The 20,751-nt window shown below is 41.7% G+C and carries 16 protein-coding genes; 12 read left to right on the forward strand and 4 right to left on the reverse strand.

The genetic code is table 11. The features are described 5' to 3' along the window. The first annotated feature begins 40 nt into the window (after window positions 1–40). From FAZ19_RS01060 to FAZ19_RS01095, 8 genes are all read left to right on the forward strand, one after another. Entirely contained in the window at window positions 41–529 is a 489-nt protein-coding gene (locus tag FAZ19_RS01060) for a hypothetical protein (RefSeq protein ID WP_136818750.1), read from the forward strand. Further along, entirely contained in the window at window positions 530–1,627 is a 1,098-nt protein-coding gene (locus FAZ19_RS01065; protein ID WP_136818751.1) for a Nif3-like dinuclear metal center hexameric protein, read from the forward strand. It abuts the gene before it with no gap. Beyond that, window positions 1,627–2,361 (forward strand): zinc ribbon domain-containing protein, encoded by a 735-nt coding sequence (locus FAZ19_RS01070; protein ID WP_136818752.1) that lies wholly within the window; start codon window positions 1,627–1,629, stop codon window positions 2,359–2,361. The genes FAZ19_RS01065 and FAZ19_RS01070 overlap by 1 nt, the downstream gene beginning before the upstream one ends. Window positions 2,362–2,581: 220 nt before the next feature. Continuing rightward, complete coding sequence (locus FAZ19_RS01075) at window positions 2,582–5,866, forward strand: S41 family peptidase (RefSeq protein ID WP_136818753.1); 3,285 nt, start codon at window positions 2,582–2,584, stop codon at window positions 5,864–5,866. Window positions 5,867–5,927: 61 nt separating this feature from the next. Further along, window positions 5,928–6,869 carry a CPBP family intramembrane glutamic endopeptidase gene (locus FAZ19_RS01080; protein ID WP_136818754.1) on the forward strand — a complete coding sequence of 314 codons (942 nt, stop codon included), beginning with the start codon at window positions 5,928–5,930 and terminating at the stop codon, window positions 6,867–6,869. Next, window positions 6,844–7,074, forward strand: coding sequence for a putative signal transducing protein (locus FAZ19_RS01085; RefSeq protein WP_136818755.1), 231 nt, complete (start codon window positions 6,844–6,846; stop codon window positions 7,072–7,074). The genes FAZ19_RS01080 and FAZ19_RS01085 overlap by 26 nt, the downstream gene beginning before the upstream one ends. After that, on the forward strand, window positions 7,064–7,864 hold the full coding sequence (locus FAZ19_RS01090) for a phosphatidate cytidylyltransferase (RefSeq protein ID WP_136818756.1): 801 nt from the start codon (window positions 7,064–7,066) through the stop codon (window positions 7,862–7,864). The genes FAZ19_RS01085 and FAZ19_RS01090 overlap by 11 nt, the downstream gene beginning before the upstream one ends. A gap of 94 nt (window positions 7,865–7,958) precedes the next feature. After that, the gene (locus tag FAZ19_RS01095) at window positions 7,959–8,621 is read left to right on the forward strand and encodes a DUF2461 domain-containing protein (protein WP_136818757.1); all 663 of its coding nucleotides are present in this window, start codon (window positions 7,959–7,961) and stop codon (window positions 8,619–8,621) included. A 55-nt stretch (window positions 8,622–8,676) separates the two neighbouring features. Here the strand turns inward: FAZ19_RS01095 and FAZ19_RS01100 are convergent, their stop codons facing one another. Next, a complete protein-coding gene (locus FAZ19_RS01100; protein ID WP_136818758.1) occupies window positions 8,677–9,873 on the reverse strand; it encodes an anhydro-N-acetylmuramic acid kinase in 1,197 nt (398 codons plus the stop codon). A gap of 101 nt (window positions 9,874–9,974) precedes the next feature. Here FAZ19_RS01100 and gcvH point away from each other — a divergent pair, with 101 nt between their 5' ends. Next, the gene (gene gcvH / locus FAZ19_RS01105) at window positions 9,975–10,355 is read left to right on the forward strand and encodes a glycine cleavage system protein GcvH (protein WP_136818759.1); all 381 of its coding nucleotides are present in this window, start codon (window positions 9,975–9,977) and stop codon (window positions 10,353–10,355) included. Window positions 10,356–10,420: 65 nt separating this feature from the next. Here the strand turns inward: gcvH and FAZ19_RS01110 are convergent, their stop codons facing one another. The 3 genes from FAZ19_RS01110 to FAZ19_RS01120 all read right to left on the reverse strand — a co-directional run bounded on the left by FAZ19_RS01110 (window position 10,421) and on the right by FAZ19_RS01120 (window position 14,605). Beyond that, window positions 10,421–12,004 (reverse strand): peptide chain release factor 3, encoded by a 1,584-nt coding sequence (locus FAZ19_RS01110; protein WP_136818760.1) that lies wholly within the window; start codon window positions 12,002–12,004, stop codon window positions 10,421–10,423. 80 nt (window positions 12,005–12,084) lie between these two features. Then, window positions 12,085–13,614 carry a SulP family inorganic anion transporter gene (locus tag FAZ19_RS01115; RefSeq protein WP_136818761.1) on the reverse strand — a complete coding sequence of 510 codons (1,530 nt, stop codon included), beginning with the start codon at window positions 13,612–13,614 and terminating at the stop codon, window positions 12,085–12,087. A gap of 238 nt (window positions 13,615–13,852) precedes the next feature. Then, complete coding sequence (locus FAZ19_RS01120; RefSeq protein WP_136818762.1) at window positions 13,853–14,605, reverse strand: DUF6263 family protein; 753 nt, start codon at window positions 14,603–14,605, stop codon at window positions 13,853–13,855. A gap of 260 nt (window positions 14,606–14,865) precedes the next feature. On the opposite strand from FAZ19_RS01120, the gene FAZ19_RS01125 reads away from it, so the two are divergent. From FAZ19_RS01125 to FAZ19_RS01135, 3 genes are read left to right on the forward strand one after another with little or no spacing between them, the layout of a single operon-like run. After that, window positions 14,866–17,631, forward strand: coding sequence for an alpha-d-galacturonidase (locus tag FAZ19_RS01125; protein ID WP_136818763.1), 2,766 nt, complete (start codon window positions 14,866–14,868; stop codon window positions 17,629–17,631). Between the two features lie 13 nt (window positions 17,632–17,644). Beyond that, window positions 17,645–19,177, forward strand: a complete 1,533-nt coding sequence (locus FAZ19_RS01130; RefSeq protein ID WP_136818764.1) for an MGH1-like glycoside hydrolase domain-containing protein — start codon at window positions 17,645–17,647, stop codon at window positions 19,175–19,177. A 1-nt stretch (window position 19,178) separates the two neighbouring features. Then, entirely contained in the window at window positions 19,179–20,750 is a 1,572-nt protein-coding gene (locus tag FAZ19_RS01135; RefSeq protein WP_136818765.1) for a glycoside hydrolase family 28 protein, read from the forward strand. Window position 20,751 lies beyond the last annotated feature (1 nt).

The raw sequence follows: 20,751 nt of genomic DNA on the forward strand, positions 1-20,751 counted from the left end.
GCTAAGCTGGTAGGTCTGTTGTTAAAGTGAAGTGAAACATATGGAAGAATTAATACAGAATAACCCGGACTTAGAGAAGATACTGCCTTATCTCATTATAGGAGCCATAATACAGCTTACATTGTGGCTGTTTTTTGCGAATACGGTGCGGTCCACACTGAAATTAATACAAAAGGAGAATCTATGCATATTACCGAGCCAGGCATGGTTTTTGGCAGTTCCTTTTTTTAACATCTATTGGAATTTTGAGGTCGTACGTCGGCTAGCTGATTCACTAAACAATGAATTTTTTGATCGGAAGATTGCCGTTGAAGAGAATCCCACACGTAAGCAGGGCTATATTTTTGCCGTTTCCTTTTTGGTCGGAAATTTGCCGTTGCCTATCTTTTTGAGATATTTAGCCTCACTGGTTAATTTCATATATCTTATCGTATACTGGGTTAAAATTGCAGAATATAAAAAGCTATTGAAAGCACATAATAGGCATACGGATACACTAAGCGATAGCTCAACCGCTAAAATCAACTAAATGAAGATAAAAGAACTGACAAATTATTTGGAGCGTATTGCCCCCTTGTCTTATCAGGAATCATATGACAATGCTGGACTTATTGTTGGCAATGCGGAAGACGAGATTACAAAGGCACTTATTTCCTTAGATTGTACGGAGGCTGTCGTCGACGAAGCGATAGCAAAAGGCTGTGATATTATCATATCGCACCACCCTATCGTATTTAAGGGGTTGAAGAAATTCAATAATCGGAATTACGTGGAACGGACTGTTATCAAGGCGATTAAGAACAACATTGCGTTGTATGCGATACATACCAATTTGGACAATGTCGTGGGAGGTGTGAGTTCGAAAATTGCAGACAAACTCGGGCTGGAGGCCCAGGCAATTTTAAGTCCTAAATCGGGACTGTTGAAGAAGTTGATCGTATATGTGCCTCGAACAGATGTGGAGCCGGTGCGTCAGGCTTTGTTCGATGCAGGAGCTGGTCATATCGGTAATTATGACCAATGCAGCTATAATTCGGCAGGTTATGGTACTTTTCGTCCGCTAGATGGCACAACGCCTACCATTGGTGAGGTGGGAAGTCAAGAGCGTGTGGAAGAAACCCGAATAGAAGTCGCTTATCCAAGCCACTTAGAGCGTTCGATTGTGGTGGCGCTACTGTCTGCTCATCCTTATGAAGAGGTTGCATATGACATCATGACGCTGGAAAATACATCGCGTCATATCGGATCAGGAATAATTGGAAATTTGCAAACTCCCTTGTCTGAAAAGGACTTTTTGGCGTATTTAAAGGAAAAGCTGAAGCTAAATGTGATTCGATATACACAATTTTTAGGAAAAGAAATCTCGCGGGTTGCGGTTTGCGGAGGTGCAGGTGGATTTTTGTTGGAACATGCAAAGCGGTCAGGGGCTGATGTTTATGTGACCGCAGATTATAAGTACCATGAGTTTTTCGATGCGGAAGGTCAAATCATAGTTGCAGATATCGGACATTTTGAAAGTGAACAATTTACGCAAGAATTATTGTTCGACATAATTCGGAAAAAATTTGCTAACTTTGCTGTCTTAATAACGGAAACAGACACAAATCCAATCAAATACTACAGTTAATGGAACAAACCGTAGAACAAAAATTACAAGCATTATGGTCGTTGCAAACGGTCCATACTAAAATAGACAAAATTCGCCAAGTGCGTGGTGAACTTCCTATTGAAGTGGCTGATTTAGAAGATGAAATCGCTGGATTAGAAACGCGTCTTGAAAAAATTAGAGTAGATCTTGACGATTTAGAAGATTCAATTGTAAAACGTAAAAACATGATTAAAGACGCACAGTCTGCCATCAAGAAATACGAAGGTCAATTGAACGAAGTGAAAAACAATCGTGAGTATGATGCTATTTCTAAGGAAATCGAAATTCAAGGTCTTGAAATTCAAGTTTGCGAAAAACGTATAAAAGAAGCCGAGTTTGAAATCAAAAATAAAACGGAAGGCTACGACAAGACGTTGAGCAACCTGGATTTTAACAAAGCTGAATTAGCGGTTAAGCAAAATGAACTGGAAACAATCACTTCTGAAACACAAATTGAAGAAGATGCCTTGTTGACTAAAGCCGAAGATGCAACAAAACACAACGAAGAGCGTTTGTTGAAAGTGTATAATAGGCTCCGTAATTCTTACCGAAACGGCCTTGCCGTTGTTTCTATCGAGCGTGATAGCTGTTCAGGTTGTCACAACAAGATACCACCTCAGTTGCAGTCTGAGATTCGTCAACGCAAAAAAATCATTATTTGCGAGCACTGTGGCCGTGTCTTAGTTGATGAGGAAATCGCTTCTGAAGATTAAAAAAATTTTATGTAGAATCATGAACGCTGGAATTAATTTCCGGCGTTTTTTTTTCTGAAAGGGTCTATTTCTCAAAGGCCATCAAGAACTTTCATGCCTGTTGGCGATCCAATGGATCATGAAAGTTTTGTTGATGCCTATATATATGCAACAACTTGGATATAATGGCACTAATTGTTGAAAATCAAATATATTTGCTACTCAATATTCTTATCTCTATATGTTAAAAAAAATATCCTTCTACTTAGGTGTTGCATTCACTTTTGTTAACCTAAATAATAGCCAGGCGCAAGAAGAAACCTTATTGTTGCGTAACCCGAGTATAAGTAAGACGCACGTTGCCTTTGTGTATGGAGGTGATATCTGGGTTGCGGATAAAAGTGGACAGCATCCACGACGACTGACAGTAAACCCAGGCGTAGAACAAAATCCGATTTTTTCTCCCGATGGATCACAAATAGCCTTTACCGGTAATTACGATGGCAATACCGATGTTTATGTGGTGCCTGTGAAGGGCGGCGAACCCAAACGCATTACTTTTCACCCCGCTTCGGATGTGATGAGAGGCTGGGTGAATAACAATGAAGTGTATTTTACGACTACCCGTGAATTCAACTATTCTTTAGGCGCAAGATTATACAAGACAAGCTTGCAGGGAGAATTAGCTACACCATTACTAATGCCGGAGGCCTATCAGGGTAGCCCTTCAGCAGATGGTCGCTATTGGGCTTACATCAAAAATGGAGATCCCACGGAACGGGATCGTGTTGCATTTAAGCGTTATAGAGGCGGAGGTATGCCTTCCATCTGGATTTTTGATACCAAAACCAAAGACGTGGAAATTGTTCCCGGGGAAAGATGCAATGATGTAAAGCCAATTTGGTTAGGAGGTAAGGTGTATTTCTTATCCGATAGGGATAAGATTGTTAACATCTTTAGCTATGATGTAAAATCCAAGAAGGTAGAAAAGCTGACAAACTATACCGATTACGATGTACGTACCTTGCAGGGTAACGACAACGAGCTAACCTTTGAATATGCAGGACGTATTCATATTTTGGAGGTAAATAGCAAAAGCGTGCATTCATTAGCTATTGCTGTACATGCCGACGCGTTGTACAAAAGAACACATTATGTAAATCTAAGAGACGATATTAGAGGCTTTAATATTTCACCTACGGGACAAAGAGCATTATTTGAAAGCCGTGGTGAAATCATTTCCGTGCCGAAGGAAAAGGGCGATGCCCGGAATATTTCCAACGAAGCAGGGAGCCATGAGCGTTTCCCTGCTTGGTCACCAAATGGAAAATGGATTTCGTACCTATCCGATAAAAACGGAAAATATGAATTGGTTCTTCGCGACCAGAAGGCGGTCAAAGAAGCGGTTTATATTAATTTAGGAGCAGGACCTTTTTATTTTCAGCCCCAATGGTCGCCCGACAGCAAGAAATTATTTTTCAATGATGCCCATCTTAACCTGTACTATGTCGACGTGATCAGTAAAAATGTCACCCTAGTGGATTCGGATAAATTAAGCTCTACCTTGGGACGTACCCGTAATCACTTTGAATCGGCCTGGTCCTTTGATTCCAATTGGATTGCCTATTCCAAATCTTTGATTAACGGAGTGAGTGCAATTTTTATGTACGACCTGAAAAGTGGAAAAAGCCATCAAATAACAGATGGCATGAGTCAGGCCGGCAGTCCGACATTCAGTAGAGACGGTAAATATCTTTTCTTTGCGGCGAGTACCAACACGGGACTGACCAATTCGGGCTTACACATGAGTGCTTATGAGCGGAGTCCTAATTATAGTGTATACGCTTTCATCCTATCAAAAAAGACACCTTCTCTCTTCAAAAACGAAAGTGACGAAGAAACGGTAAAAGAAGATAAATTAGAAGAGCCAAAAAAGGCGGATAAAAAAGAGGATCGTAAGAAGAAGGATGACAAAAAGGATGCTGCGGAAGAAAAAGAACCTGTGAAAAAATTGGAAGTAGATTTTGACGAAATCAACAACCGTATCGTGGCCTTGCCGCTACCAGCAGGTTACTATAGTTTAGATGGCGGTGTAGATAAAATGCTCGTCTATCGCCGGGGAGGTACATTAGGTGTATACGATCTGGATAAGCTGGAAAACAAGACTTTGATCGAGAATGTGAGGGGTTTTGAAATAAGTGCTGATGGCAAGCGGATGATCTATTCGAATGGTAAAGACTATTTTATCGTACCGGCCGGACAGAAGCCTGCTCCAGATAGTGGCAAGTTGAATATAAACGATTTCAAGTACGAGGTAGACCCTGCCGCGGAATGGAATCAGGTATTTAATGAGGTGTGGTCGCTCCAGAAGGATTTTTTCTATGTAGAGAATATGCACGGTGCCGATTGGACAGCTATCAAAGGAAAATATGAAAAATTTCTTCCCTATGTCAATCACCGCTCTGATCTAGGTTATCTGCTTAACGAGATGATGGGCGAGATGGTCGTGGGGCATAATTACATTTATCCGGGTGATGAGCCTTCTACGCCATCCGTAAGCACAGGTGTATTAGGAGCAGATCTAGAAGCGAGCAATGGCGTGTATAAGATTAATAAAATATTCACACGCTTGGACTGGAATCCAGCATTTAAAGCACCTTTAGCAGAACCTGGATTGAATATTAAAGAAGGAAGCTATATTGTTGGTGTGGATGGGGTAAAATTGGATGCCTCGGTGAATATTTATAAGTTATTGGAGCAACGGGTAGATAAACAAGTAACGCTCCGAATCAACTCGAAACCATCGTATGATGGGGGTAAGGATGTCGTGGTGAAGCCAATCTCCTTCGCAGATGAAATTGCTTTGCGAAGGATGGATTGGGTTGAAAATAACAGAAAAAAGGTCGATCAAATGAGTAACGGTCAGATTGCTTATGTGTACATGCCCAACACTGGACAGGAGGGATATACCTATTTCAATCGGTATTATTTTGCGCAGATGGACAAAAAGGCCCTTTTGATGGACGAGAGAAATAATGGAGGCGGCTCGGTAGCCGATTACGTCATTGATCTATTATCCCGTGACCTGATTGCAGGTTGGGGCATCCGTGACGGTAAAAGTTTTACCACACCGGGAAATGGAATCTACGGTCCTAAAGCCATGATCATTAACGAGAACGCAGGTTCAGGAGGCGATATGATGCCTTATATGTTTAGGTTTAAAGGACTAGGCAAATTAGTCGGCCGTACAACCATGGGGATTTTAGTGGGTATTTCGGGGTATCCACCGTTGTTGGATGGCGGACGTATTACGTCACCTAACTTTGGTGTGTTTGACCTTAACGGTAACTACATCATTGAGAATGAAGGAGTAGCACCTGATATCTTTGTCGAACAGATGCCAAAAGAGCTATTAGAAGGCAAGGATCCACAATTGGAGAAAACGGTTCAGCTTCTGTTGGAAGAAATGAAAACGTATCCGTATAAGAAGATTAAAAAACCAGCGGATCCGATCCGTGTCAATTAAAAAAAAGCAAAGGGCAAAAAAAATTGCCCTTTGCTTTTTTAATAATACTTACCTTTAACTTATGAATGGATACACAGCATCACCGAATTCGCCGGGGAAGTCGCTCCTTATTTTAGTAGTTCTCACTATCGGGCTAAGCATTGCGATGCAGATAATCGTGCTTGCGGGCAAAGTGATCTTTACCGGAGATTGGGGAAGTATGATTACGGATACCAATTCGATTTATACCGGCAGTAGTAACCTTACTTTTTTGTATCTGTTGCTGGCGAGTAGTTCTGTTGGGACATTTCTGTTGCCTGCAATCTTCTTACAAAAAATTGAAAGCTATTATACCTATTTTCCAGTTAGGGAGATTACCAATATAAAAAGCTATATACTAGCTGCAGCGCTCTTATTTGCTTTTGCTCCTTTGATGCAACTTATTGGAGAATGGAATATGCGTATGCAATTACCTGAGTCGATTAAGGAGGTGGAAAATTGGATGCGTGTACAGGAAGACAATATGGCGGTGCTCACCCAGAATATTGTCATGGTGGATCGTATTGATCTATTATTGCTCAATATCGTCGTCATGGCAGTTTTACCCGCTATCGCCGAGGAGTACTTTTTTCGTGGATCGCTTCAGCAGATTTTTCAACGGGTATTCAAAAATCATCACCTAACGGTTTGGATAACAGCTATCATATTCAGTGCCATTCATGTGCAGTTCTATGGCTTTTTTCCCCGCTTGATATTGGGCGTGTTTTTCGGATATATGCTGGTTTGGTCGCGCAATATCTGGATACCTATTATTTGCCACTTTCTCAACAATGCCTCTGTTGCCGTATTAGCCTACGTGTATACGAAACAGGGAAAAACATATGCAGATTTGCAGGTTAGTGAAACCTACCCAATAATTGTGTATCTTGGCAGTTTATTAATTACAGCTGTAATAGGCTGGTTTTTTTATAAACATGTACATCAGAATAGGAAGATAAATGGAGAACGACTGGACCAAAATTAGAACGTATAACAACGCAATTGAAAGTGAAATCGTGAAGCAAATGCTTGAAGAACATGGGCTAAAGGCCGTGTTGTTGAATAAGCAAGATTCTTCATACTTATTTGGGCGGATAGAATTGTATGTGCCACAAGAAGAAGTACAAGAGGCGGAAAGTCTGATTAATGATTACGGTGCCACTTCTCAAAATCCAACAGATGCTGACTAGAGCGATCACCGGATTTTTTTTTATAGCCGTATTGATTGGAGCTATCTTGTTAGGACAATATAGTTTTGTTGTTTTCTTTAGTTTGCTGGGCGCCTGGTGTCTATACGAATTCTATGGGATGGTGAAAAGTGATACCGTGCATCCCAATGTACCGGTAGGACTAATTACTGCTTTGGTATTAGGCGGTTTAGTAAGTCTGTATTGTCTTGGCATGATTCCGTTGAATGAAGTTTGGTTGTTTCTGCCATTGTTCTCCGTAGTGTTTATCGTATCCTTATTTAGTAAGCGTACGCAGCCATTTCATGATATCGCTTATACGTTTTTAGGCGTGATATATGCGAGTTTTCCCTTTTTGTTCTTCCTTTCATTGGGATTTATCAAAGGTGGATACAATCCATATATTCCCCTTGGTTTTATGATTATTCTATGGTCTAACGATACGGGTGCTTATCTTGCCGGAAGGAGTTTCGGTAAGCGGAAACTATTTGAACGCATTTCTCCGAATAAAACGTGGGAAGGTTTCTTTGGGGGCGTATTGCTCGCTTTTTTTGTCGCACTTAATCTAGCGCAGTATTTTGGTTCGTTGCAAAAATGGGAATGGGCTACCATGGCCATTATCATAGGTGTGTTCGGAACGTTTGGAGATCTGGTTGAGTCCATGCTAAAACGGAGTCTTGGTGTAAAGGATTCGGGAAAGATTCTACCAGGACATGGTGGATTGCTTGATCGCTTTGACGGACTTTTGATTGCTGCGCCGTTGGTTTTTATTTTTTTACTACTCATTCAATAATAAGAATTTAGAATGATTTCATGGTATGCTTTTTTTTAAATTTAAGTTTTGAATTTTAGTCTAATATCTCAATTCTTACATCTAATATCTACTTATGCTTATTCGTTCAGCTACATTTTCATTTTTACGAAATCTCAAAAAAAATAATACACGGGAGTGGTTTCAGGAACACAAAGAGGATTACGATCTCGCTAATCAGAATGTAAAGGAATTTATCGAAGCAATGATTCAGCGATTGTCGGAGTTTGATTTGCAGATTAATACGGACATCAAGGCGGCAAAATGCATGTTTAGGATTTATAGGGATATCCGATTTTCGAAAGACAAGACGCCCTATAAGAGTTGGTTGGCGGCAGGAATATCGATAGATGGACGTAAATTGGATGGACCGGAATATTATATCCATATCGAATCGGGAAACAATTTTTTAGCGGCAGGCTATTGGAGACCAAAGAAAGAACACCTCGATGCGATACGTCAGGAGATTGACTACAATGCTGTTGAGTTTGTCAACGCCCTAGCAGCAGGTGGCTGGAAGCCAGAAGATCTGTCTCAAGAGGATAAACTGGTGCGACCACCGGCGGGATATGATGCGAACGATCCAAATATTGAATTATTAAAACTCAAGAGTTTTATCCTGTATAAGCAGTTTTCGGACGAAGAGATGCAAAGTGCCGATGCCTTGGATAAAGTGATTAATACCTGCAAGGATATCTATCCGTTTAAGCTATTCATTCATCAGGCAATTGATAGTTAAAAATGCGAATTCGCAAATCTACAAATTTGCAATACCTGCATGCGGTAAGAAAGCGCTAGCTAGGAAAACTAATTTTACCCATACAGACGGCGGGAGAATTTTTAATGTTGTTAAAGTTTTCCGGACTCCCGGCCACGGTCTCATTAGCCAATAGTGCAAATAGACAAGCCTCTTTCGCATCGGGATCCATGTTGAGCTGTTGCATGGATTCGATTTTCACCGATGGAAGATCCTGACGGATGTTTTCAATCAGCAATGGATTATGAATACCCCCTCCGCTCATATATACAGCTATCTGTTGAAGTCCTTTTGTCACCTTTTGAATACCTTGGGTAATCGCTTTTGCCGAAAAGGCATTGAGGGTAGCCAGTACGTCCGGATGGCTTAGCGAGCTTGTATTTGTCTGCTGTTGTATTTGCTTCAGGTACTGAAGATTGAATAGCTCAGGTCCTGTTGTTTTTGGGAAGTCCTGCTGCAGAAACTCTTCAGCAAGTAGAGCGGACAATAATTCGCGATGTACCGTTCCCTGCTTCGCAATTTCTCCATGTGTATCCATTTCTATGCCATAATATGTAGCGACATATTGGTTCATCATCGTGTTGCCCGGTCCTAGATCTGTGGCGAAAGACTGCAGGTCACTGCCCGTATGGGGCAAGAAAGTGAAATTCGAAATTCCGCCGATATTTAATAGGATACGATTTTCTACGTCGTCGGTAAACAACAGGTAGTCGCCGTAAGCTGCTAATGGAGCACCTTCGCCGCCCGCCGCAATATGTTTTTGGCGAAAATCGGAGATGGTAATAATTCCTGTATGGACGGCGATATGATCGCCATCACCTATCTGTAGTGTACTGTTGGGAAGTGACAGGTCTTTGGTCAAGATCTGCGGAGCATGGTAGACGGTCTGACCATGGCTTGCGATAAGATCTATTTGTGCAGGTTCGATCTGCCATTTATTTAAGGCACGCTGAATCAGTCTGGCATGTTCCATGCCGATAAATGAGTTTAACCCACAGAGTGTCTGCTGGTCAATTTCTCTTTTTGCAAAAACCCGCCTTACTTTGTTACGAAAATCAGCTGTATAGTCCAGTGTAGCGAAATGAAGCAGCTCAAGTCTAGTCTTTATACCACTATTTTGGATGCGACAAAGTGCAATATCCAAGCCATCTAGAGAAGTACCGGACATTAAGCCTATGATCAGACGATCGCTCTTGCTGCCGATGTTGTAAAGCTGTTGGATTTGCGCATTCATAGCGTAAACTTAGCTAAATCTGCATTTATATGCAATCAAATACAAAACTTATATTTGTTATAAAAAGCAATTTTATCTAAGTTTGGAAAAAAACAAAAAAAATGAATTTTCCAGCAGAATTAAAATACACAAAGGATCACGAGTGGGTTCGTGTAGAAGGAGATGAGGCTGTAATTGGTATTACAGACTTTGCACAGCGTGAATTAGGCGATATCGTTTTTGTCGATATCAATACTGTAGGAGAGGAAGTAGCAGCAAACGAAGTATTTGGTACGATCGAAGCTGTGAAAACTGTTTCAGATTTATTCATGCCGGTTACAGCTACCGTGGTCGCTATCAATGATGCAATCGATGCCTCTCCTGAACTAGTAAATACAGATCCTTATGGTGAAGGATGGATTATCCGTGCAAAATTAGCAGACCTCGCAGATATCGATGGTTTGTTGTCTGCAGAGGATTACAAATCCGAGGTAAATGTATAATCAATACGATTTTTAAGACAAAAGGCCTTTCAGTGATGGAAGGCCTTTTGTCTTTTGTTGCAGTGCTATCTGTATTCGGATGTCTCATAGAACTTGAGTGTAGGAAATTTACTTTTTGCCTGCTGCAGGTCCCAAGCAGAATTGGCTAAAAATACGAGCCTATTCTCCTTGTCATGGGCAATATTATGGCGGTGGGATGCCGAAAATTGTTTAAGCGCATCATCATCCTCCATACTTAGCCAGCTTGCTGACGAGAATTCCCTTGCCCTAAATGTGCAGGATGCGCCATATTCTTGTAGAAGCCTGAATTTTATTACCTCGAACTGCAGTTCCCCCACTACACCGACAATACGTTGTCGACCAAGCGTAAATGTAAATACCTGCGCCAGTCCTTCGTCGGCCAGCTGTTCTATCCCCTTGTCCAGCTGTTTGGTCTTGAGGGGATCCATGTTTTCGAGCTCTTTGAAAATTTCGGGAGAGAAACTCGGAATACCCTTGAATTGAAGGTTTTCGCCTTCAGTTAATGTATCGCCAATTTTAAAATTACCTGCATCATAGAGCCCCACGACGTCACCAGGCCATGCTTCCTCCACGACTGTTTTTTCCGAAGCCATAAATGTAGTCGGTGAAGAGAATTTTAATCTTTTTTCTCGGCGCGTGTGATAGTAAAAGGTATTTCTTTTGAATTTGCCGGAGCAAATCCGACAAAAAGCTATTCGGTCCCTATGTCTAGGATCTAGATTGGCGTGTATCTTGAAAATAAATCCCGTGAACGGTTCTTCATTAGGGGAAACAGTCCTGGTCAATGTTTCTCGCGCTTGGGGAGACGGCGCTACGGATATAAATGTATCGAGCAGTTCCTGTATACCAAAATTATTAATGGCGCTGCCAAAGAACAGGGGCGCCAAATATCCCGCTTGGTAAAGGGGTTCGTCGAACTTTTCAAATTCATTCGAGACAAGTTCCACCTCATCCCTTAGCGAGTTTGCTAGGGATTCACCGATCAACTTAGGTAATTTCGGATCATTTAGATCCTTGATCTCTATATAATCATCGGCTTTCTTCGTTTTGCTCGCACTGTAAATGTTAAGCGAGCTGTTGTACAAATGGTAAACACCCTTAAAAGTTGATCCTATTCCGATTGGCCAGGTCATTGGGCAGGTGGTAATATCCAGTCGCTGCTCGATTTCTTCCAAAAGCTCAAATGGATTACGCCCTTCCCGGTCAAATTTGTTAACAAATATAATAACCGGAATGGAACGTAGGCGGCATACTTTCATAAGCTTTTCCGTCTGTTCTTCCACCCCTTTTACGCAATCGATGACTAATATTACGGAATCCACGGCCGTAAGGGTTCTGTAGGTGTCTTCAGCAAAATCCTTGTGCCCTGGTGTGTCCAAGATATTAATTTGACACCCCTTGTACGTAAACCCCATTACCGAAGTGGAAACTGATATTCCACGTTGTTTCTCGATTTCCATAAAGTCGGAAAGAGCGGTTCTTGCGCCTCTGTTTCGCTTTACAGTTCCTGCAGTTTGCACAGCACCCCCGAAAAGGAGAAATTTTTCTGTCAGTGTCGTTTTTCCGGCATCCGGATGGCTGATTATCCCGAAGGTTTTTCTTTTATTTTTTTCTGTTGTTGGATTCATGCTGTTTGTTGTAACAGGGCTTTGGTGACAAATAAGAATATAAATAAAATGTCCCTAACTCTGGTTAGTTTGTTGAGCCGCTAGGCATCGGGCATTACCTTATAGGTCGGATCTTCTAGAATATTCACATCAATAGAGGTTCCTGCGTTGCCAAGCAGTATCCGACAATCCTCACTGAGATGTCTAAGGTGCACTTTTTTGTTGAGTTTTGCATATTTCTCGGTAATTTTATTAAGCGCATCTATGGCAGACATATCTGCTACCCGGCTTTCGCGAAAGTCGATTACAATTTGTTCGGGATCTTCCGCTACTTCAAATTTTTCTAAAAAGGCCGTGGTCGAACCGAAAAACAATGGGCCGTAGATCTGATAATGCTTTACACCATCTTCATCAATAAACTTTCTGGCTCTGATGCGTTTGGCATTGTCCCAAGCAAACACTAATGCCGCAATGACGACTCCTATTAGTACAGCCAGGGCAAGATTGTGTAGGATAATGGTGATAAGCGCCACGAGGATGCCGACGAAAATATCTGACTTTGGAAATTTGTTTATGATGCGAAAACTAACCCATTCGAATGTTTCGATGGCAACCATCATCATTACACCTACGAGCGCAGCCATTGGAATTTGTTCGATAAAGGGCGCCCCAACCAATATGATGACCAAAATAGCGATTGCACCGATGAAGGCAGACAACCGTGTCCGTGCGCCGGCATTCAAATTGACCAAGGTCTGTGCCACCATGGCACATCCCCCCATACCACCGAAAAAGCCATTAACCACATTTGCCGTTCCCTGTGCCATGGCTTCCCTATTGGATCGACCTTTCGTATTGGTAATTTCATCGACCATATTTAATGTCAACAAAGACTCAATAAGTCCAACACCGGCCATAACGAGGGCATAAGGAAAAATGAGTTTTAATGTGTCAAACGTAAACGGAATTTCCGGGATACTGAAAGTAGGAAGAGAACCACTAACAGAGGCAATATTTATTACCTTTTTAGTCTCTATACCAAAAACGGTTACCAATCCGAAGACAACTAATATAGCGACTAGCGACGCTGGTATTGCCTTTGTTAGACGAGGTAGACCGATAACAATTAAGATGGTAAGAATAGTTAAACCCATCATCGTGTACAGGGGCGTGCCGCTCATCCAGCCCGCTGCATCGCCAGGCAATTTAAACTGTTCGATTTGCGCCATGAATATGATGACCGCCAGACCGTTCAAAAATCCGTACATGACAGGCTGCGGGATCAACCTGACAAATTTCCCTAGTTTGAATAGACCTACTAAAAACTGTAGTAACCCGGCCAATACTACAGCGGCAAAAAGATATTGGACGCCATGGCTGGAAGCAAGCGCGATCAGTACAACAACAGTTGCCCCCGCCCCCCCCGATACCATACCTGGACGGCCCCCAAGGATAGATGTAACGAGCCCCATTAAAAAAGCTGCATACAGTCCTGTTAAAGGAGATAATCCTGCTAAGATGGAAAAAGAAAGTGATTCGGGAATCATCGTCATCGCCACCGTTAGGCCAGCAAGAATTTCATTTTTAAAGTTCAGATTACGAATCGATTGTAAATTGAATGCTTTTTCCATTAAATTGAATCTAGATATAATAAAACAGCGTAGCTCTCGTAAAGAGCGACTAAAAACAATATAAAGGTTTATTAGATTTTATTGAAGGAGAATTCCAAGATTCCGGCTAGCTAACCAGAAAAAGAATAGTGCATCTTTTATCTAGTATACCATGACTGTGAAACAGCTTTTAGTCGGCACAAAAATAGAGGTTCTTTTGAGAAAACAAAAGAAAATAATAGATCATTAAAAAAAAGCGTTAGTTAACCTCTCTCAATTCTACTGTTGATTTTATTTTTGATCCTTGAAATTCCATTTCAGAAGTAACCGTAGAATTCTTTGTAAAAAAGGTTTTTGGATCCAAAACATAATAACCTGTTGCCGTCCCAATAAAATTACCGGAATTATCGGTGTAATTTCCTGAAACGGAAACACGGTATCCATCTGCTGTTTTTTCGGTCAGCGTGTTGGTTGTTGTGCCTTTGGCGCCCAATTGCTCCAGGGCAATTTCCGAATCCCAAGAATCTCCGATTGCAATTTCATTTTCTGGGAACGATATAGACATCCCTTGGATGCTTCCCCTATCAAATGCCTGATCCGGAACATTCGGAAAATCCATGCTGATGACCTTTGCCCTTTTGTCCATCACGATAGAAAGCGTACTTTCCAGTAGCGGCTTGAATTGAGAAGCCATCATTTCCTCCATTTGATTTTCTGGCGTTTTCTCTGAATCATAAGAGATCGTCATCATTCCGGCGTTGATGTCGGTACGTATTTTACCATACTTCGATTCGTAAGTGATCGAGTCGGTAGTAACTTCTTTTGCAGTCATCGTTAACCCCATGTTCATGTCCATGATCATGCTTTGTGGCCCTTCTATATCCGATTTCATAATCATTTCATACGTTTTCGTTTCTCCCTGCTGTGGAGCCAAACGCAACAATACTTTTTCTTGGGCCTGGGTATACGTAATAAAAAAAACGAATAGCAGTAAGGAACTTAATTTTTGCATGGTGTTAATTTTATGAATCAATGTGGAAAGATAGCATTTTTTGATTAGATATTATCGCTCAATTTAGAATAATAGTTCGATTGAAGATTCGCATATGGTAATATCTTGTTATAAGAAGATAATTATCCACATGAATAAAAGCGCAAAAATGTGTTTTTTTGAGTTGACAATTATAAGCGAAGTGTTAAAGCAGGTTTCACTTTATATGGTAAAGATAAGGGAGGCTTTTTATTCTTTTTCGTGGCGCTATAAAATAAGTAATGGATAGACAAATGACTTCTAGAAAACAGCTTTTATTGGTATTTTCATTTTTTTTGGTGTTTGTTCTGCACACGACCGCTCGCGAAAAAAGTGTTTTTTTTTCTAGGGATGGAGTTAGCAATACTGCCCGCTTTAACTACGCTGTCGAGCGTGTGAGGGAATTTCTGAATGTTGAGGAAGCCGCGTGTAAGCCATTTTCAACGACAACTCCCTTGGGTGCTGCTGATGTGCTAGTGGGTTTATCGTCAGGATCTTCAAACCTGAACAAGATGGTGCCTAGATCCTTACTCGATAAATTGATAGATAAGGAGTCTTTTTTGGTTTATAGAAAGGATGCAGCCTCGGCATTGGTAATTATCGGGAAAGATGAAGCCGGACTTTTGTACGGCTGCTTGGAGGTCATCAATCAAAACCATTATAATAACAAAAATTCGATTGCCTACATTGATGCACCCGAAATGGTACTCAGAGGTACTTCGATTGGTATGCAAAAAACGGGTTATTTACCTGGTAGAGAGGTGTATGAGTATCCGTATACGGAAGATCTTTTTCCCTGGTTTTACGATAAAGAGCTTTGGTTGAAATATCTGGATATGCTGTTGGATAACAAATACAATACGTTGTATTTGTGGAATGGACATCCCTTTTCATCGTTGGTCAAATTGAAGGATTATCCCTACGCATTGGAGGTGGATGACGAGACATTTACCAAGAATGAGGAAATTTTTGGTTTTCTAACCCAAGAGGCGAATAAGCGCGGCATTTGGGTGATTCAGATGTTTTATAATATTATATTGCCAAAGCCTTTTGCCGAGAAGCACAATTTAAAAACACAGGAAAGAAACCGCGTTATCACGCCCTTAATAGCGGACTACACGCGGAAGTCCATCGCAGCTTTTGTGGAGAAGTATCCGAATGTAGGTCTATTGGTTACATTGGGAGAAGCCATGGAAGGCGTTGGGCAAGATGATATTGACTGGTTTACAAAGACGATTATCCCGGGTGTACAGGACGGACTGAATGCAAATGGAAGTACGATAGAACCACCGATTGTATTACGAGCGCACGATACCGATGCACCGGCGGTGATGAAAGCCTCTCTGCCCCTATACAAGAACCTGTATACGATGGCCAAGTATAATGGAGAGGCGCTAACAACGTATACGCCTCGTGGGAAATGGGCTGAGCTCCACCGAAGTCTTAGCGCGATGGGAAGTGTACACATACAAAATGTACATATCTTGGCAAATCTAGAGCCATTTCGATATGCTTCGCCGGATTTTATCCAAAAATCAGTACATGCCATGCACGATATTTATCATTCCAATGGTATCCACATCTATCCACAGGCGTCCTATTGGGACTGGCCCTATACAGCGGATAAAGCAGACGAACGATTGTTGCAGTTGGATCGGGATTGGGTATGGTACCGGGCATGGGCCAGGTACGCCTGGAAGGTGGACCGTCGTAAAGAAGAAGAACAGGCATTCTGGTCTGATCAATTGAAAGATTATTATGGGATAACGGAGAAGGATGCAGGTAATCTGTTAAGCGCGCTGGAAGAGATAGGCGAAATATCGCCAAAAATTTTAAGGCGATTTGGAATTACCGATGGCAACCGGCAAACATCGACATTGGGCATGCTGATGACACAGATGATCAATCCTTTTCGGTACGGTCTATTTACCATGTTGTACGAATCTGAAGCGCCCGAAGGAGAAATGATCATCGACTATGCGGAAAAGCAGTTCAAGAATGAGCCTCATATCGGCGAAACACCGATTCAAGTAGCAGATGAAATTGTTAGACACGGTAACAAGGCTGTGGACCTCGTGAAACAGATTGGCGTAGCGAATAAGCATACGGAAGAATTTCAGCGGTTAATAAATGATGTGTATATTCATAAAGCACTGGCGGAGCACTACAGTTATAAAGTAAGAGCCGCCATTCAGACATTAGCTTACAAGTATACGGGAGATATCGCGTCCTTACAAGCTGCTGTTCCTGATCTGGAAAGGAGTGTAGAAGCCTATAAAATCCTCACAGATCTGACGGAGCATTCGTATCTATACGCGAACAGTATGCAGACAAAGCAACGAAAAATACCATTGCGGGGAGTGGACGCAACCTTTAAGCATTGGAAAGAAGTGCTGCCGGTTTTTGAAACAGAATTAGATAACTTTAAAGCGGCAATAGATTCGTTGGCCAATAAAGGGAATATAGAAGAGGTAGAAAGTAAACAGTATGTCAGTAGCGACGTCGTATTGTTAAGCGACGCCAAGTTTACGCCGTTGAAAAAAGGTGCTAAATTATATATAGACCAGGAATTGGTGGTGACTCACCTGCCGCAAGAATTGGAAGGCTTACAGGCAGTTATGGTTAATTCCGAACAGCAAAAATTAAATGGTTATTCGTTAAAATTTGAGAGCGCACAACAGGTCAAAGTACTGGTAGGGTATTTTAATAGTACGGATAAAGTTTTTGCACCGAAACCGGTATTGGAAATTGATGCTTCTGCAAATGATTACGGACAAGCGGAGGCAAAGATACGGAATGCAATGCGCGTTCAATATATGCCGATGATTGATATACACAGCTATTCTTTTCCGGCCGGCCAACATGAGCTTAAGTTGCCAAAAGGTGAAGCCGTAATTTTAGGATTTGTGAAAGATAGCGAATTATTGCATCCCTATAATGCCGATATTGATAATCAGGGAGATGATCTGGACGATTTATTTGGGTATTATAAGGAAACTAAACTGTAAAAAGAAGAGAAGTATGAAAAGACGTGTATCGGTACTGTTGTTATTATTTCCCTGTTTAGCCATAGCACAGGTTGATCTCAATACAAAATTGGAACAGTATGTCACAAAATTTAACAGCCAAGACAATGAAGCCGTTATCAATCTAATCGATAATAAGCGCTCCGGAGAATGGCTTAAGACGAATATTCCCCTTTTTGACTGTCCGGATGAAGATATAGAAGAAATATACTACTTCCGTTGGTGGTCATTTCGGAAGCATATCAAGACTACCCCCGAAGGAACGATCGTAACCGAATTCATAGAGCCGGTAAAGCATGCGGGAAAGTTCAATTCCATTAGCTGTGCCTTAGGTCACCACCTATACGAAGGACGCTGGCTACGGAACAACGATTTTTTAAAGGAGTACATTGATTTTTGGCTTTACAAGGCAGACGAAGGGCAGTCAAAGCCCCGGTTTCATCAATTTAGCTCGTGGCTGCCAGATGCGTTGCTTGCCTACCACAAGGTATCAAATAATACCGCTTATTTATCGAGTCGGATAAAAGATCTCGATCTGGATTACGAGAAATGGGAGGAAGAGCGTCAGTTGCCTAATGGCTTGTTTTGGCAGCACGATGTAAAGGATGGTATGGAAGAGTCGGTTTCCGGAAGCCGGAGAGATAAGAATATGCGACCCACAATAAACAGTTATATGTATGCCAATGCAAAAGCCCTTGCTGAAATTGCCGAAATTGTAGGTCATACGGATTTGAAGGCAAAATATGAGTTAAAGGTGCGCGAACTAAAACCAAAAGTGATCGATTCGCTGTGGGATAAAGAGGATAAATTTTTCAAGACCAAATTACCGGATGGCAGTTTGCACGGCGCACGCGAGGCGATCGGTTTTATTCCTTGGTATTTTCATATTCCAGCGGATAAAAAGCAATATGCCGAAGCTTGGAACCAAGTCTCGGATACAGCGGGTTTCAACGCCCCTTGGGGACTAACTACAGCCGAAAGAAGGGAACCAACCTTTAGAACGAGGGGGTCAGGACATAGCTGCGAATGGGATGGTGCCCTTTGGCCTTTTGCTACCTCGCAAACATTACGAGGTATGGCCAATCTGTTGGCGGACTACAAACACCATGGAAAGGTTGGGAAAACGGATTTTTATCGAGAGGTGCAGAAATACGCCAAATCACATGTATTGGACGGAAAGCCGTATATCGGGGAATATCAGGACGAAAGTACGGGGGAATGGTTGAAAGGCGACCACCCAAGAAGTAAATTTTATAACCACTCTACCTTTGTGGATGTCGTTATACAGGATTTAATCGGATTGAAACCTCAAGTCGAAAATACACTTGAAATAAAACCGTTAATTCCGTCAGGAAAATGGCCCTATTTCGCATTGACCGATCTCGCCTATCATGGAAAGGATGTTTCCATTTATTGGGATGAAGACGGAAAACGATATGACAAAGGAAAAGGCTTAACGGTGTATGTAGACGGAAATAAGGTTGCCCATACCAAGAAACTAAAGAATATTAAAATAAAATTAAACTAACATGCTTAACAAACTATTTGCTGGATTTTTCATCGGGATCTCCTTGTTTTTTGGATCAGAAGTAGGTGCTCAGGAATTCTTTAATGTGATGGATTTTGGTGCGAAAAACGATAGTTCGGCCATCAATACACAGGCCATAAAGAACACAATTGACGCCGCTGCGAATAAAGGAGGGGGCACTGTTTATTTTCCGGCCGGGAAATACCTCACTGGCCCCATTCATTTGAAAAGTAATATAACGATACATATTGAAGCAGGAGCGGAACTCCACTTTAGTGATAATTTTGATCATTATCTTCCCATGGTTGAATCCCGTTGGGAAGGCACGGAAGTAACAAATTTTTCGCCCCTGTTTTATGGCAATGGATTAGAAAATATTGCAATTGTTGGGCGGGGGTTAATCGATGGACACGGGAAGAAATGGTGGGGATTTTCGGAAGTAGAGGTCAAGAAGCTTACAGAAGATAGTAAGTGGCAAAAAGAATTCAAACGCTTAAATAAAGATGTACTCGCTCCTGATCTGCCCGGTTGGGTAGAAAGAGGGTTTTTACGGCCGCCGTTTATTCAATTTTTAAACTGCAATAATGTTCAGATCAAGGATATCAAGATTCAAAATTCTCCTTTTTGGACAATTAATCCACAGTATTGCAATAATGTAACGATCGACGGTATAACGATCGATAATCCACCTTCGCCCAATACCGATGGCATCAACCCGGAATCTTGTCAAAACGTTCATATCGCAAACAGCCACATTAGTGTTGGAGACGATTGCATCACCATTAAGTCGGGTAAGGATCGATCAGGGAGGAAAGTAAATATTCCAGCAGAAAATTATACGATCACCAATTGTACGATGCTACGCGGGCACGGTGGAGTCGTGATCGGTAGCGAGATGTCTGGAGGGGTAAAAAATATCGTGATCTCCAACTGCGTTTTTGATGGAACAGATCGTGGGATACGCCTTAAGACAGCGAGAGGACGTGGTGGAGTCGTGGAAAACATCCGGGTCAGTAATATCGTCATGCGTAATATTCGCGATCAGGCAATCGTGATGGACATGCAGTATGCGAAAACTGACGTAGAACCTGTGTCCGAAAGAACGCCTGCATTTAAGAATATTTTCATAAGTGATATGGCCGGAAATACCAATCGTGTGGGGCTTATAAGGGGACTGTTGGAGATGCCCGTTGAAAATGTCAGCTTTGCAAATATTAACATGCAGGCCCAGGCTGGGTTTTCGTTGGAGAATGCCAAGAACATCAGTTTTCTAAATGTGCAGGTAGATGTAGCCAATGAGCCATTGATTAAAGCCAAAAATGTGGTTTTTTTGGATATCCAGAAGATCCAGAACTTTACGCCTCAGCCCGATAAAGCGATGATCGTATTGGAGGAAGCGAAACAGGTGAATATCCAAAATAACTTCCCGTATCCCGGAACGAATCTGTTTCTGAAAGTGGTTGGAAGCAAGAACGACGATATCGCCGTTCACAACAATAACTTCTCCCATGTGAAGCAGGTGATAAAAGAAGAAAATAAGATGGTGAAAATCCAAAATAATATAACCAAATAAA

It is taken from the genome of Sphingobacterium alkalisoli, from assembly GCF_005049105.1.
GTDB classification, from domain to species: domain Bacteria; phylum Bacteroidota; class Bacteroidia; order Sphingobacteriales; family Sphingobacteriaceae; genus Sphingobacterium; species Sphingobacterium alkalisoli.

Bases quoted from the DNA above. Each gene is read 5' to 3' on its own strand.
- FAZ19_RS01060 (WP_136818750.1), top strand. From the start codon at position 41: ATGGAAGAATTAATACAGAATAACCCGGACTTAGAGAAGATACTGCCT.
- FAZ19_RS01065 (WP_136818751.1), top strand. From the start codon at position 530: ATGAAGATAAAAGAACTGACAAATTATTTGGAGCGTATTGCCCCCTTG.
- FAZ19_RS01070 (WP_136818752.1), top strand. From the start codon at position 1,627: ATGGAACAAACCGTAGAACAAAAATTACAAGCATTATGGTCGTTGCAA.
- FAZ19_RS01075 (WP_136818753.1), top strand. From the start codon at position 2,582: ATGTTAAAAAAAATATCCTTCTACTTAGGTGTTGCATTCACTTTTGTT.
- FAZ19_RS01080 (WP_136818754.1), top strand. From the start codon at position 5,928: ATGAATGGATACACAGCATCACCGAATTCGCCGGGGAAGTCGCTCCTT.
- FAZ19_RS01085 (WP_136818755.1), top strand. From the start codon at position 6,844: ATGGAGAACGACTGGACCAAAATTAGAACGTATAACAACGCAATTGAA.
- FAZ19_RS01090 (WP_136818756.1), top strand. From the start codon at position 7,064: ATGCTGACTAGAGCGATCACCGGATTTTTTTTTATAGCCGTATTGATT.
- FAZ19_RS01095 (WP_136818757.1), top strand. From the start codon at position 7,959: ATGCTTATTCGTTCAGCTACATTTTCATTTTTACGAAATCTCAAAAAA.
- FAZ19_RS01100 (WP_136818758.1), bottom strand. From the start codon at position 9,873: ATGAATGCGCAAATCCAACAGCTTTACAACATCGGCAGCAAGAGCGAT.
- gcvH (WP_136818759.1), top strand. From the start codon at position 9,975: ATGAATTTTCCAGCAGAATTAAAATACACAAAGGATCACGAGTGGGTT.
- FAZ19_RS01110 (WP_136818760.1), bottom strand. From the start codon at position 12,004: ATGAATCCAACAACAGAAAAAAATAAAAGAAAAACCTTCGGGATAATC.
- FAZ19_RS01115 (WP_136818761.1), bottom strand. From the start codon at position 13,614: ATGGAAAAAGCATTCAATTTACAATCGATTCGTAATCTGAACTTTAAA.
- FAZ19_RS01120 (WP_136818762.1), bottom strand. From the start codon at position 14,605: ATGCAAAAATTAAGTTCCTTACTGCTATTCGTTTTTTTTATTACGTAT.
- FAZ19_RS01125 (WP_136818763.1), top strand. From the start codon at position 14,866: ATGGATAGACAAATGACTTCTAGAAAACAGCTTTTATTGGTATTTTCA.
- FAZ19_RS01130 (WP_136818764.1), top strand. From the start codon at position 17,645: ATGAAAAGACGTGTATCGGTACTGTTGTTATTATTTCCCTGTTTAGCC.
- FAZ19_RS01135 (WP_136818765.1), top strand. From the start codon at position 19,179: ATGCTTAACAAACTATTTGCTGGATTTTTCATCGGGATCTCCTTGTTT.